Source organism: Serratia surfactantfaciens, assembly GCF_001642805.2.
In the GTDB taxonomy this organism is placed as follows: Bacteria; Pseudomonadota; Gammaproteobacteria; order Enterobacterales; family Enterobacteriaceae; genus Serratia; species Serratia surfactantfaciens.
In genome coordinates, this window is the sequence record NZ_CP016948.1 from 1,458,866 (window position 1) to 1,472,428 (window position 13,563).

Below are 13,563 nucleotides of genomic sequence, written 5' to 3' on the forward strand. Positions count from 1 at the left end.
CCTATTCGCGAAATGCGTAACTGGATCACAGATTCTTACAGTCAGTGGTTTCTATAATGCGCGCGTCATCCGAGTTTCTGTGTGAAGACAACGCCAGGTGTCGGCAGACTCATTGTCATCTTTTCTAAACGGGCAGGAAATGGCCCTTTAAGCATGTGGTAATAAAATGAAAAAAATAGCTCTCGCAGCAGGTGTACTGCTCGCAGCGTCTTACAGTGCATCATCAATGGCTGATAGCAAAGACAGTCAATATGTCTCCGACTGGTGGCACCAGAGCGTTAACGTGGTGGGCAGCTACCACACCCGCTTCGGACCGCAGCTGAACAACGACGTGTATCTCGAATATGAAGCCTTCGCCAAGAAAGACTGGTTCGATTTCTACGGTTACGTTGACGTGCCGAAATTCTTCGGCGTGGGCAACACGCCGGATCGCGGCATCTGGAACAAAGGTTCGCCGCTGTTTATGGAGATCGAACCGCGCTTCTCCATCGACAAGCTGACCGGCACCGATCTGAGCTTCGGTCCGTTCAAAGAGTGGTACTTCGCCAACAACTACATCTATGACCTGGGCCATAACGCCGACGGCCGTCAGAACACCTGGTACATGGGTCTGGGCACCGATATCGACACCGGCCTGCCGATGAGCCTGTCGATGAACATCTATGCCAAATACCAGTGGGAAAACTACCAGGCTGCCAATGAGAACAGCTGGGACGGTTACCGCTTCAAGGTGAAGTACTTCGTGCCGCTGACCCAGGTGTGGGGCGGCAACCTGAGCTACATCGGCTTCACCAACTTCGACTTCGGCTCCGATCTGGGCAAGGACAGCCACTGGGTTGACGGTACCGGCAAACAGGTGCGCACCGGCAACTCGATCGCTTCCAGCCACATTTTGGCGCTGAACTACGATCACTGGCACTATTCTTTCGTGGCGCGTTATTTCCATAACGGCGGCCAGTGGCAGGATGGCGCGGATATCGGTACGCCGCAGGGCCCGATCAAGTCTACCGGTTGGGGTTATTACCTCGTGGTTGGCTATAACTTCTGATTTTCCGTGTTATCAGAAACAGAAAACCCCGCCTGGCGGGGTTTTTTTTCGTCATCACTGGGCTTGTTCAACCGGGAGATGCTTCACCGGCATAAACAGCCTGCCTTTGATCACGTGACATTCATTATTTATCCAACTAATGATTTGTTCACGGCTGACGCCTTCCGACTGCGCATAACGATGAAGATCGCCGTTAAAGTGCCGAGTGATGTATTCCATGAGGGTCATTTGCACGTCTCTTGCTCCTGAACGCCCACCCGTTGCCAGCCTGGCCACCGCGGGAGGTTGAGGTTTCTCAGACAGCGAATGTAAATTATCGGCAACTAAATCTCAACATAAAGCACCACATTGGTGCGGCGGAAAGGGTAAAAAGAGTCCCGCACGGAGAGGCGGGAAGTGTTCGCTATTATCATTATGGATGATAAGAATAAGATTTGAGGTGCGACGAAAAAGAGCACGCTAACTCTTTCTTGTTACTCTGCCAAATTAACGAAAGGCTTATTTTTCTTCAAGAAAAATCCGAAGTTGGTTTCGGAATTTTCGAGGGATTTTGCGTCAGAGCAAGCTTTGGACGCGATCGCCGTAAAACCGCACCGCCATCTCGGAGTTTTCCTTATACTTTGTCTGGAAAAGGCCAACTATAGTAAACAGAGTCACCCATGCAGGAATACATAACATGAACAAAGGTCGTACGACGCTTACGGTGTTAGCGCTGATTGCATCGCTGGGATTGTCATCCGCACCGGCTTTGGCCGACAAAGGCGGTAACGGCAACGGTAACGGCCATGGCAACAGTGGTAACAACGGTAACCATGGCAATAACGGTAATCACGGCAATAATGGCAATCACGGTAACAAAGGCAATAAAGACCAATACGATAACGGCGTCTATCGCAACGACAACAATCTGATCACCGTCACCCTCTCGCGCGATCGCGCCCGTTCGCTGGCGCACAACCATGGGCTGACCGGCTACCGTTCGTTGCCGCCGGGCATCGCCAAGAATCTGGCGCGCGGCAAGCCGCTGCCGCCGGGCATCGCCAAAAAAGTGGTGCCGTACTCGATGCTGCGTGAACTGCCGCAGTACCCGGGTTATGAGTGGCGTATCGCCGGCGATGATCTGGTGCTGGTTGCGCTCAGCACCGCGATTGTGGCTTCCGTGATCAATGGCGTGTTCAACTAACGCCTGTGGAGCATGATCAGGCCTCGCTGCGGCGGGGCCTTTTTATTTGCCAGCGTCGGGCTGACGTGGTGAACTTTGTGCCTGACGTTTTCACTGCATGACATGATGATAAGGAGATGCCATGTTCAGGGCGTTGTTGATAGCTTGTTGTTTGACCAGTTTTCCGGCGTTGGCGGACGGCACCGCCGCTCTCGGCGAGCTGGTGAACCAACGATTGTCGCTGATGAAAGACGTCGCCGGTTACAAGGCGCAGCAGCATTTGCCGATCGAAGACCTGGCGCAAGAGGCGAAGGTGTTGGCCAGCGCGCAGGAGGAGGCGGGGCGTTTGGGGCTGGACCCGGCGTCGGTGCGGCCTTTTATCGCCGCGCAGATGGATGCCGCCAAGGCGATTCAGTACCGCTATCGTGCCGACTGGCTGGCGAGTCCGGAAACCGGTTGGCAACCGCGCCCGTTGGCTCAGGTGCGCGCGCAGATCGCGCAGCTGAGCAGCCAGATACTGCAGCGTCTGGCGGAGCGGCTGCGCGCCGGCCCACTCGACGAGGCGGATCGGGCGGCGTTTATGGCGTCCGTGGATCAGATGAATCTCAGTGCCGCCGACAAACGGCGGCTGGCGGATGCGCTGTTGGCGGTCAAAGCCGCGCGCGCACGTTGAGCGTCAGTCGCGGCCGACGGTGCTGCGACGGAAGGTCAGCATTCGGCTGCGGTTGGCGATGAGATCCACGTTGTAACCGCGGAAATAGAGGCAAAAGCGTTTCAACCACGGGCCGTCCTGGCACTCGACCAGCATGCGCCCCTGGCCCAACGGGCTGAGCGTGCCGGTCTGTGCCGCCGGGCCGACGCCGATATGCACCCGATCGCCGCAAATTTCAAAGGCGGTACGATAGTGCGGGTGATACCACAGCCCCTGCACATGCTTCAGGCAGTCGCCGTTGGCCGTCACCGGCAGGAAACGGCGTGCCACGTGGCCGACCTCGCCCTCGACCGCTTCGCCAGTCCACTTCAATTTGATTGGCATATGGGCGGACAGCGACACCGCATAGCCGTCCTCGCCCTGATACAGCGGTTCGCCGCTGCCCAGATAGGCCAGGTTGCCGTCTTTGACCTCCAGCCAGTGCGGCTCGGCCAGCGTGGCGTAGAGGCCATCGGGGATCGCCGCGCTGCGCTGCGGCAAAGGTTCGCCCAGCAGCGTCGCCATCACCTGTAAGACCATACCGAAGCTGTCGCAGTCTTCGCGGTTGGCCACCAGCGCCACGCCGGCCTGGCGATCGGGCGCCAGCAGGAAATAGGTTTTGTAACCGGCGTGGGAGCCGCCGTGGCCCAGCAAGCGGCGGCGGCCCAGCGGCGTCTGCGCCAGCCCCAGGCCATAGGCGCTGAGCTGGCCCTGATTGAGGCGGCGCGGTGCGCTGAGTTGCGCCAGCACGCCCTGGCCGGGCCCTTCGTCGGCCAGCAGCGTCTGCAGCCAGCGGGTGAGGGCGTTGACGCTGCCGGTCAGGCTGCCGGAGGCGGAAAGGTGCAGGCCGGCACTGGCGTGCTGCCAGCCCTGCGGCGCCCGCCAGTAACCCGGCACCAGCCCTGGCACCACGTCGAACCAGCTTTCCGGCGCCCGCATTTGCACCTGCAGCGGTTGGGCGATGCGCTGTTGCACCAGCTGGTCGAAATCAAACCCCTTGCTGCGCAGCGCCGCTTCCAGCAGCCGATAGCCGGTATTGCTGTAGGCGATCTCGCTGCCGGCTTCATAGTTCAGCTTTTCCAGCCCCTCGACAAACTGCATCACCGGTTGCGCCTCGCTGACGGCGTGCAGCGATATGCCGAGCAAGCCGAGCGTTTCACGCACGTCGGGCAGGCCGCCGGTCATGTCCAGCGCCTGGCCGACGGTGACGTCCGCCAACGCGGGCTGCAGAGCGGGCAACAGCTCACCCAGGCGCTGCTCCAGCCGAATGGCGCGATCGGTGGCGTTCAGCGCCAGCGCGGCGAAGATGTGCTTGGTTACTGAGGCATAACGCACCACGCTGTCGGCGGTGAAGGGCGTATTTTGCGCCAGATCGGCCAGGCCGGCGCAGGCGGTGGCGCGGAGTTGTTCGGCGTCAAACAGGGTGATGGCGCCGCCGGGTTCACCACGCCGTTGCCAGCCGGCCAACAGTTGTTCGGCGACGGCGCCGGCAGCGCGCCAGTTTAACGGTGTTACAGACATAGGGCCTCCAGAGTGATGGTTCGAAACGGGCCAGCTCGGCCACACGCCGCCCGATGCTGGTAAAGAGCGCGGGCTTTTCGGCTGATTGTGGCGCAGTGCGTTTTTCGTCGGCCGCTGTTTTGTGCGCTGTTTAGACCAGTTAGCGAGGAATCACGCGAAACTTTGATATAGAGCGCAGATTGCTGGCGGCGTTGCGGTTAAGGCGGGAGAAAAACAGGCGCCCTGCGGCGCCTGTAAAAGGGGGATTAATTCAGTCTGGCGGCGCCGTCCAACAGGCTTTCAATCATCTGCTTGAGCAGACGCTGCAGCGAGGCGGCGCGCTGCGGTTCATACGCGTAAGGATACTGTTCGGACATGTAGTTCACCTGCGCCAGTTCAAGCTGGATCGCATGCTGTTGCTGCTGCGGCTGACCGTAGGCACGGGTGATGTAACCGCCCTTGAAACGGCCGTTCAGTACGTGGGTGTACTGTTGTTGTTGCTCACAGCAGGCAACCAGTCGATCGCTCAGCGCCTGAGCGCAGCTTTCGCCGCCGTTGGTACCGAGGTTGAGATCCGGCAGCTGGCCGTCGAACAGCCGCGGGATTACCGAGGCGATGGAGTGCGCGTCGAACAGCAGCGCGTAGCCGTGCCGCGCTTTGAGGCGCGCCAGCTCGTTTTGCAGCTGCTGATGGTAAGGCTGCCAAATCTGCTGCAGATAGCCGGCGCGTTCTTCGTCCGTCGGCGCTTGGCCCGGCAGGAAGCTTGGGCGGCCGTCGAACAGCACGTCGGGATACAGGCCGGTGGTGGCGGTGGTGTACAGCGGCTTGTCGTCCGCCGGACGGTTCAGGTCGATGACGAAGCGCGAATAGTTGCCGACCAGCACGCTGGCGCCCATTGCCCGGGCGAAATCGTACAGCTGCGGAATGTGCCAGTCGGTATCGGGCAGCGGACGGGCGTCGTCGGTCAGCCCGGCCTCGACCGCCGGCGTGAGTTGCGTACCGGCGTGCGGGATGCTGATCAGCAGCGGCAGGCTGCCGGTCTGGAAGCTAAAAGGATCGCGAATGGTCATTGACGTACTTCTCCTCGGAAAATCACCGTACAGGGCAGCTGGCCGCCCAACCAATAAGCCAGTTCCGCCGGCCGCGACAGCGGCCAGTGAACGAAGTCGGCTACCTTGCCGGTTTCCAGCGTGCCATGGCTGTGTTGCAGCCCCAGCGCTTTGGCGGCGTGGGTAGTGACGCCAGCCAGCGCTTCTTCCGGCGTCAGACGGAACAGCGTGCAGGCCATGTTGATCATCAGGCGCAGCGACAGCGCCGGCGAGGTGCCGGGGTTGGCGTCGCTGGCGATCGCCATCGCCACGCGGTGCTGGCGAAACAGCTCCACCGGCGGGCACTGGGTTTCGCGCAGCAGGTAATAGGCGCCGGGCAGCAGCACCGCCACGGTGCCGGCGTCGCCCATGGCGCGGGCGTCTTGTTCGGTGGCGTATTCGAGGTGGTCGGCGGAGAGCGCGTGATGGCGCGCCGCCAGCGTGCTGCCGCCGAGCGCGGAAAGCTGCTCGGCGTGCAGTTTGACCGGCAGACCGGCGGCTTCGGCGGCGGCGAAGACGCGCTCCACCTGCGCCGGGGAGAACGCCAGATGTTCGCAGAAGGCGTCAACCGCATCCGCCAGGCCGGCGGCCGCGGCCTGAGGAATGATGGTGTCGCAGACCAGATCGATATAGTCGTCGGCGCGGTTGGCGTACTCCGGCGGCAGCGCATGGGCCGCCAGACAGGTGGTTTTCACCTCGACCGGCAGCAGCTCGCCCAACTTGCGCGCCACCCGCAGCATTTTCAGTTCGCTTTCCGGGCTGAGGCCGTAGCCGGATTTGATTTCCACGCAGGTGACGCCTTCCGCCAGCAGCGGCCGCAGGCGGAACAGCGCCTGCTCCAGCAGCAGCGCTTCGTCGGCTTCGCGGGTGGCTTTGACGGTGGAGATGATGCCGCCGCCCTGCGCGGCGATGTCGGCGTAGCTTACGCCGTTCAACCGTTGTTCGAACTCGCCGCTGCGGTTGCCGCCGAACACCAGGTGCGTGTGGCAGTCGACAAAGCCGGGGGTGATGATGCCGCCGTCGAATTTCACCGTTTCGTCCGCGATCAGGCCTGGTGGCAGCGCCGCATGTTCGCCAATCCAGACGATCTTGCCGTCGCGCACGGCGATCGCGCCGTCGGTCAGGGTGTGATATTTGCCGTCGCGCATGGTGACGATATCGGCGCCGTGCCACAGGCTGTCGCAGTGAATCTCAGACGTCATTGCTTTCCTCCGCCGGAGCCGCAGCTCCCACATGGTTGTATATACAATTAAAAACAACCTAACGCATTCACCGGGATGCCACAAGAGGCGGGCGAGATTTTGTTATCAGGATGTGATCGACAGCGGAGATGCGGGCGCAGGGCGCGCCCGCCGGGGGTCAGACTTCGCTGGTGAAGCGGCCGAACAGCTGATAGCGGCTGCCGGGGTACAGCAATCGTGCCGAGGTCACCACGGTTTTACCGGACCAGGTGCGGCGGTGGATCAGCAGGCCGGGTTCGTGATCCTCCAGCTGCAGCAGCTCGCGCTCGCGCCGGGTAGGGATCACCGCTTCGACGATGTGTTCGCCGGCGGTCAGCGGCGCGGCCTGGGTCAGGTAGGTGTAAGGGGTGACGCGGTCGAAATCCTGTTTAAGGTAATCCGGCGCCACCAGCGGGTTGACGCAGCGGTCTTCCACCTGCACCGGCACGTCGTTTTCGTAATGCACGATCTGCGAATAGAACAGCCGCTGGCCGGGCTGAATGCCCAGCGCCGTCGCTTCTTCATCGCTGGCCGCCCGGGCCTTCAGTTCGAGGATTTTGCTGCTGTGGCGATGGCCGCGCGCGGCGATCTCGTCGGCGATGTTGTGCACTTCCAGCAGCGCGGTATGCGCCTTGGCTTCGGCGACGAAGGTGCCGACGCCCTGCATGCGGATCAAAAAACCTTCGCTGGTCAGCTCGCGCAGCGCGCGGTTGATGGTCATGCGGCTGACGCCCAGTTCCGCCACCAGTTCACTTTCGGAGGGCACGCGCTGGTGCGGTTGCCAATGCCCCGCACGAATTTGATTCACGATCGCCTGTTTGACCCGTTGGTAGATCGGGGCGGGGGCATCGCTCATTGCAGCCGCCAGTTGTAACACGGTCTGTTGTTCAGCCACGACGTTAACCTCGTCAAATAAAAAAATAATAACACCAGTTTACTGTTGATGTCGGCGTATGTATATGTATATACAACTAGGGGCCGTCGCGCCAGAAACTTGCCGACGACCGACAAAAAATTCCTGAATGCGCGCCATCGCCGCGCCTCATTCACCGTTACACCAACAGTGGAATACTGCCATGCCTGCTTATTTTGCCCCACGCGCTTTGCTCCCTGAGGGCTGGGCGCATAACGTCCGGCTGGACGTCGATGCGCAAGGTTATCTGACTCAAGTCACCGCCAACGCAGAACCGCAAGGCTGCACCCGGCTGCACGGCGACGCGGTGCCGGGCATGCCGAACCTGCACTCGCACGCTTTCCAGCGCGCGATGGCCGGGCTGGCGGAAGTGGCGGGCAACCCGCAGGACAGCTTCTGGACCTGGCGCGATTTGATGTATCGCCTGGTGCAGCGCCTGACGCCGGAGCAGGTGGAGGTGGTCGCCCGTCAACTGTATATCGAAATGCTCAAGGGCGGATACACCCAGGTGGCCGAATTCCACTACCTGCATCACGACGCCGACGGCAAGCCTTACGCCGATCGCGGTGAGATGACCGGGCGCCTCAGCGCGGCCGCGCATCAGGCCGGCATCGGCATGACGATGCTGCCGGTGCTGTACAGCTACGCCGGTTTCGGCGCGCAGCCGGCGCAGCCGGGGCAGAAACGTTTTATCCAGGATACCGAAGGCTATCTGCAACAGCAGCAGGTGATTGCCCGCCAGCTGGCGGATCGTCCGCTGCAGAATCAGGGGCTGTGTTTCCACTCGCTGCGCGCGGTGGAGCTCGGCCAGATGCAGCAGATTTTGGCCGCGTCGGATCGCACCTTGCCGGTGCATATTCATATCGCCGAACAGCAAAAAGAGGTGAATGACTGCCTGGCGTGGAGCGGACAACGCCCGGTGGCCTGGCTGTATGACCATCTGCCGGTGGATCAGCGCTGGTGCCTGGTGCACGCCACTCATCTGGATCGCAGCGAGTTGGAAGCGTTGGCGCGCAGCCGCGCGGTGGCCGGCTTGTGCCCGACCACCGAAGCCAACCTCGGCGACGGCATTTTCCCCGGCGACGCCTATCTGCAGCAGGAGGGGCGCTGGGGCATCGGTTCCGACAGCCATGTTTCGCTCAACGTGGTGGAAGAGCTGCGCTGGTTTGAATACGGCCAGCGGCTGCGCGATCAGCGCCGCAACCGCCTGACCACGCCGCAGCAGCCGGCGGTGGGCGATGTGCTGTACCACCAGGCGCTGCAGGGCGGCGCGCAGGCGTGCGGCGCGCCGATCGGCCGATTGCAGAGCGGTTATCGCGCCGACTGGCTGGTTCTGGATGGCGACGATCCGTACCTGGCGGCGGCGCCTGACGCCTCGATCCTCAACCGTTGGCTGTTCGCCGGCGGCAAGGAACAAATTCGCGACGTGTTCGTCGGCGGCCGACAGGTGATCGAGCAGGGGCGGCATGCGCTGCAGCAGCAGAGCGGCGCCGAGTTCCTGCAGGTGTTGAAAACCTTCCAGCAGGAGGCGTAATGAGCCTGAACCGTTTCAACTTCGCCGCGTTGCCGGTCAGCCCATGGCGCAACGGCGGCGGGGAAACCCGTGAAATCGTCAGCTGGCCGCCGGGCGAGCAGAATTTCGACTGGCGCGCCAGCATCGCCACCATCGCGCAGGATGGGCCGTTTTCCGCCTTTGCGGGCATCGACCGTTCGATTACGCTGCTGGAAGGCGACGGCGTGCGGTTGTACAGCGCCGGGCATATCGATCATCAGCTGGCGCAGGTTGGGGAGCCGTTCGCATTCTCGGGCGACGTGGCGCTGGAGGCGACGCTGCTGGGCGGCGCCAGTCAGGATTTCAACATCATGACGCGCCGCGGCCGGCAGGCGGCCGAGGTGCGGCGCAGCACGGCGCCCGTCACCCTGTCACCCAACCGGGCGGGCGTGCTGTATGTGCTGAGCGGGGTCTGGTCGCTGCCGGGGGGCGGCGAATTGAGCGCGCGCGAGGGCGTCTGGTGGGCGGCGCAGGCGGCGAGCGGCGAGGTGAAGCCGTTGACGGCCGACGGCGCTATCCTGTGGGCGAACATCACAGCCTGCTAACGCAAGGTAGAGTCCTGCGCCCGGTTATGGGATTATTCACTTTTCCCCATTAATCATAAAGAAGGGCGCATGGCTTCGCTGAAAGACGTCGCAAAACTTGCCGGAGTCTCGCTGATGACGGTGTCCCGCGCCATCAATGAACCCGGCAAGCTGCGGCCGGAAACCTACCGCCGCGTCAAACAGGCTATCGACCAGTTGGACTACGTGCCGGATCTGTCGGCGCGGCGTATTCGCGGTGACGGAAATCGCGTGCAGACGCTCGGCGTGCTGGCGCTGGACACCGCCACGACGCCGTTCTCGGTGGAAATGATCCTGTCGATTGAGAAAACCGCCCGCGAGCGAGGCTGGAACAGCTTCGTCGTCAACCTGTTCGCCGACGACAACGCCGAACAGACCGTCGATCTGCTGCTGGCGCATCGTCCGGATGGGGTGATATTCACCACGATGGGGCTGCGCGAGGTGACATTGCCGGCCAAACTGCTGGACAAAAAGCTGGTGCTGGCCAACTGCGTTAGCCCGACGCATGCGATCGCCAGCTATATTCCTGATGACGAGCAAGGACAGTATGACGCCACGCGCGCGCTGATCGCCAAAGGCTATCGCGCGCCACTGTGCATTCATTTACCGGCGGATACGCTGGCGGCGGGCCTGCGCCGTCGCGGTCTGGAACGCGCCTGGCGCGAAGCGGGGCGCGATGTTGAACAGCTGCGGCAGTATCATCTCGATCTGAGCGGCGGCGACCAAAGCTATCGCGACTGCGTCGCGCTGCTGGAGCGGCATTTCTCTGCAGGAAGGCGCGATTGCGATGTCGTGGTGTGCGGGAACGATCGGATAGCCTTTCTGGTGTATCAGGTATTGCTGGCGCAAGGATGGCACATACCGCAACAGGTAGCGGTGCTGGGTTACGACAATATGGTCGGCACCGGCGAGCTGTTCCTGCCGGCATTGACGACGGTGCAGCTGCCGCATTACGAGCTGGGCCGCCTTGCGGCGCTGCATGTGATTGAGCAGCGGGAGCAGCGTGAGACGGTGAAAGTGCCTTGCCCACTGTTGGAGCGTGGTTCGCTGTAAGCGCACCGGATGCGTCGCTGTGCGCCCGGTGCTTATTCCCATTATCCCCAGATGCTTGCCAACTGCCATCCCGTGATGGGCTCGAACTCTGCCCGGCCGCCTTCGGCGAACAGGCTGGGGCGGCGATCGCCCTCCGTCGGATAAATTCGGCTGGTCAGGCAGGCTTGCCCCTGATTGACGAAGATCTCCAGCGATGAGCGGTCAATGAAGATCCGTAGCGACAGGGTCTCACCTTCTGGCAGCGGCACGCTGCGGCAGGTGCACAGGGCGCGGTTTTCATGAAAACGTTCCAGCACCAGCCGGTGCGCCTGATTGTCGACGAACAGCCGCGCCGCACTCCCGATGGCCAGCCCGTAACGCTCGGCGTCGTTGTCGGCCGGTCTCAACGTCAGGATGAGCTCCTGCACGTCGTCCGCCAGCGGCAGATGCTGATTGGTCAGCGTCTGTGCCAAAAAGATGTGCGATTCTCGACGCAGCGCCGTCAGTTCACGCGCCGGGTTCATGCTGACGCTGCCGTCGGCGGCCAGCGTCAGCTCACGCGGCAGGGTGAGGGCACCGGCCCAACGGTGCGCTTTGCTGGGCATTGGGGATTCCCACATATCCATCCAGGCAAGCAGCAGCCGACGGCCGTCGGCGGCGGTGAAGGTCTGCGGCGCATAGAAATCGTGGCCGGCATCCAGCTCGCAGAAGGGTTGGGTCACCCTAAAGTCGCTGTCAGGCCGCCAGTGGCCGAGCAGATAGCCGCTCTGGAAGCGATTGCGGTAGCGGTAGCCCTGTGCCGCCAGTCCCTGCGGGGAAAACAACAACAGGTGTTGTTCCCCCAGCGGGAAGAAATCCGGGCATTCCCACATATACCCTTGATGCGCCGCCTGCGCACCGGCCAGCACCCGATCGAAGCACCAGGCGCGCAGATCTGCAGAACGGTACAGGCGCACCTGGCCCAGGCCGTTTTCTTTGGCACCGATCACCAGCCACCATTCGCCGTTCTCGCGCCAGACTTTCGGATCGCGGAAATGCTGAATGCCGTCCGGCGGGGCCAGCACGGGCCCGTGCTTGACGAAGCGTATGCCATCTTCGCTGGTGGCCAGACATTGCACTTCCCGCACCTGGCTGTCGTCGCCGGGCTCGCCCAGCCACACGTGGCCGGTATAAATCAGCGTCAGCACGCCGTTGTCATCCACGGCGCAGCCGGAAAAGCAACCGTCTTTGTCATAGGGCGCATCGGGCGCCAGGGCGATGGGCTGGTGCTGCCAGCGGATCAGATCGCGGCTGGTCGCGTGCCCCCAGTGCATGGGGCCCCAGTGCTCGCTATAGGGGTGATGCTGGAAGAAGGCATGATAGACGCCGTCAATACAGATCAGGCCGTTGGGATCGTTGATCCAGCCGGCGGGCGGCGCGAGATGGAACTGCGGGTAGTATTCGTCTCGGCGCTCTGCGCGCAGGGCTTCGACCGCATGGTCGGCTTGAGCTAAGGCAGTGTTCATTGGACAGACTCACTTGATTTAATGGCGGATTGAAAGGGGGTTGCGCTGGCGGAACGTTCGCCGCGCAGCAGGAAACAGGAGACAAGCGTCGTGGCGGCGACCGCGCACCCCATCAGCAGATAGGTGTCGGCAAAGCCGATGCGGTCATAACCGTAGCCCGCCAGTGGCGACAGGAAGCTGGCCATCACCTGGGTGATGAACTGAAAGCCCACCAGGTAAAGCGTTGAGGAGAGGCGACTGTCGAAGCGGCTGGCGATGTATTTGAAGATAGCGATCAGCAGGATAGGCAACTCCACGGCGTGCAGTAGTTTCATGGCAGAGATCATCAATGCGCCGCTGACCAAGCCTGAGCCGAACATGCGCAGCGCCATCACGCCACCGGCCAGCAACAGCCCCTGTTTGGCGCCGATGCGGTTCACCAGCAGCGGCGCCAGGAACATGCCGCCGGCTTCGAGGAAGACCTGCAGCGAGTTGAGGAAGCCGTACATCTCGTTGCCCTGTTCGCGAGAAGCGAACTGCGAAGCGAAGTAGACCGAAAATTGCTGATCGAAAACGTTGTACACGCTGATACCGAGCACAAACACCACCAGCGCCCAGAAGCCCGGCATACGCAGCAGCGCCAGCGCATCCTGCAGCCGCAGATTTTCCGGTTTGCCGAACGCCAGGCCGGCCATCGCGTTCGGCTTCAGCTCGCGCACCTGGCTGAGCAGCAACAGGAATACTATGGCGGCGGCGGAGGCCAGCCAGAAATTGATGTTCGGATCGATATTGAAGATAAAACCGGCCAAAAAGGTGGCGCTGGCCCAGCCGAGCGATCCCCACATGCGGGCGCGGCCGAATTCGAAACCGCTGATGCGGCTGACTCGCTCGGTATAAGATTCCAGCGCGCCGATGCCGGCGAAGAAGGTGGCGCCGATAAATACCCCGCCGACCAGCGCGCCGAGCGGCAGGCTGCTGGCCAGCAGCGGGGCGTATACGTAGATAAAAAACGGGCCGGTCAGCAACAGCATCACGCCGAGAAACTGCAGCAGGTGCTTGCGCAGCCCAAGTTTGTCCTGAATAAACCCGTACAGCGGCTGTGCGCACAGCGCCACCAACGAGATAGCGGAGAAGATCAGGCCGGTCTCGGCGCCTTTCAGGCCGATCTTCTGATTCAGCCACAGCGAGATCAGCGAAAAGCTGGAAGACCAGGTGAAGAAAAAGAAGAACAGCAGGCCGCTGAGCAGCACGTAATATTTTTTAGTTTCGCGGTTCATGGGTAGGGCCCCGGTGAGTGAAGTTAGCTCTAT

The 13,563-nt window shown here is 61.9% G+C and carries 13 protein-coding genes; 6 read left to right on the plus strand and 7 right to left on the minus strand.

What is annotated here, in order from left to right:
• The first annotated feature begins 166 nt into the window (after positions 1 to 166).
• A complete protein-coding gene (locus tag ATE40_RS06950; RefSeq protein ID WP_025160262.1) occupies positions 167 to 1,048 on the plus strand; it encodes a nucleoside-specific channel-forming protein Tsx in 882 nt (293 codons plus the stop codon).
• Positions 1,049 to 1,102: 54 nt separating this feature from the next.
• Here ATE40_RS06950 and ATE40_RS06955 read toward each other — a convergent pair whose 3' ends face one another.
• Positions 1,103 to 1,282, minus strand: a complete 180-nt coding sequence (locus ATE40_RS06955; protein ID WP_025160261.1) for a hypothetical protein — start codon at positions 1,280 to 1,282, stop codon at positions 1,103 to 1,105.
• Positions 1,283 to 1,724: 442 nt separating this feature from the next.
• Between ATE40_RS06955 and ATE40_RS06960 the strand changes: the two genes are divergently transcribed.
• Both ATE40_RS06960 and ATE40_RS06965 read left to right on the plus strand, forming a co-directional pair.
• A complete protein-coding gene (locus ATE40_RS06960) occupies positions 1,725 to 2,231 on the plus strand; it encodes an anti-virulence regulator CigR family protein (protein ID WP_019454842.1) in 507 nt (168 codons plus the stop codon).
• A 121-nt stretch (positions 2,232 to 2,352) separates the two neighbouring features.
• Positions 2,353 to 2,883: a chorismate mutase gene (locus tag ATE40_RS06965; RefSeq protein ID WP_063919275.1), complete on the plus strand. Its 531-nt coding sequence runs from the start codon at positions 2,353 to 2,355 to the stop codon at positions 2,881 to 2,883.
• Positions 2,884 to 2,886: 3 nt separating this feature from the next.
• On the opposite strand, the gene ATE40_RS06970 is transcribed toward ATE40_RS06965, so the two are convergent.
• The 4 genes from ATE40_RS06970 to hutC form a co-directional block, all read right to left on the minus strand.
• The gene (locus ATE40_RS06970; RefSeq protein WP_063919276.1) at positions 2,887 to 4,422 is read right to left on the minus strand and encodes a serine hydrolase domain-containing protein; all 1,536 of its coding nucleotides are present in this window, start codon (positions 4,420 to 4,422) and stop codon (positions 2,887 to 2,889) included.
• A 245-nt stretch (positions 4,423 to 4,667) separates the two neighbouring features.
• The gene (gene hutG / locus ATE40_RS06975) at positions 4,668 to 5,471 is read right to left on the minus strand and encodes an N-formylglutamate deformylase (RefSeq protein WP_063919277.1); all 804 of its coding nucleotides are present in this window, start codon (positions 5,469 to 5,471) and stop codon (positions 4,668 to 4,670) included.
• Positions 5,468 to 6,691, minus strand: coding sequence for an imidazolonepropionase (gene hutI / locus ATE40_RS06980; protein WP_063919278.1), 1,224 nt, complete (start codon positions 6,689 to 6,691; stop codon positions 5,468 to 5,470). The genes hutG and hutI overlap by 4 nt, the downstream gene beginning before the upstream one ends.
• A gap of 157 nt (positions 6,692 to 6,848) precedes the next feature.
• Positions 6,849 to 7,604 carry a histidine utilization repressor gene (gene hutC / locus ATE40_RS06985; RefSeq protein WP_025160260.1) on the minus strand — a complete coding sequence of 252 codons (756 nt, stop codon included), beginning with the start codon at positions 7,602 to 7,604 and terminating at the stop codon, positions 6,849 to 6,851.
• A 181-nt stretch (positions 7,605 to 7,785) separates the two neighbouring features.
• Here hutC and ATE40_RS06990 point away from each other — a divergent pair, with 181 nt between their 5' ends.
• The 3 genes from ATE40_RS06990 to ATE40_RS07000 all read left to right on the plus strand — a co-directional run bounded on the left by ATE40_RS06990 (position 7,786) and on the right by ATE40_RS07000 (position 10,790).
• Positions 7,786 to 9,156 carry a formimidoylglutamate deiminase gene (locus tag ATE40_RS06990; protein ID WP_019454849.1) on the plus strand — a complete coding sequence of 457 codons (1,371 nt, stop codon included), beginning with the start codon at positions 7,786 to 7,788 and terminating at the stop codon, positions 9,154 to 9,156.
• The gene (locus ATE40_RS06995) at positions 9,156 to 9,719 is read left to right on the plus strand and encodes a HutD/Ves family protein (RefSeq protein WP_063919279.1); all 564 of its coding nucleotides are present in this window, start codon (positions 9,156 to 9,158) and stop codon (positions 9,717 to 9,719) included. The genes ATE40_RS06990 and ATE40_RS06995 overlap by 1 nt, the downstream gene beginning before the upstream one ends.
• A 69-nt stretch (positions 9,720 to 9,788) precedes the next feature.
• Positions 9,789 to 10,790, plus strand: coding sequence for a LacI family DNA-binding transcriptional regulator (locus ATE40_RS07000; protein WP_063919280.1), 1,002 nt, complete (start codon positions 9,789 to 9,791; stop codon positions 10,788 to 10,790).
• Positions 10,791 to 10,831: 41 nt separating this feature from the next.
• On the opposite strand, the gene ATE40_RS07005 is transcribed toward ATE40_RS07000, so the two are convergent.
• Together ATE40_RS07005 and ATE40_RS07010 are read right to left on the minus strand one after the other, a co-directional pair.
• The gene (locus ATE40_RS07005) at positions 10,832 to 12,274 is read right to left on the minus strand and encodes a glycoside hydrolase family 32 protein (RefSeq protein ID WP_063919281.1); all 1,443 of its coding nucleotides are present in this window, start codon (positions 12,272 to 12,274) and stop codon (positions 10,832 to 10,834) included.
• Positions 12,271 to 13,530, minus strand: coding sequence for an MFS transporter (locus ATE40_RS07010; RefSeq protein ID WP_063919282.1), 1,260 nt, complete (start codon positions 13,528 to 13,530; stop codon positions 12,271 to 12,273). Before ATE40_RS07010 ends, ATE40_RS07005 begins: the two co-directional genes overlap by 4 nt.
• Positions 13,531 to 13,563: the final 33 nt, after the last annotated feature.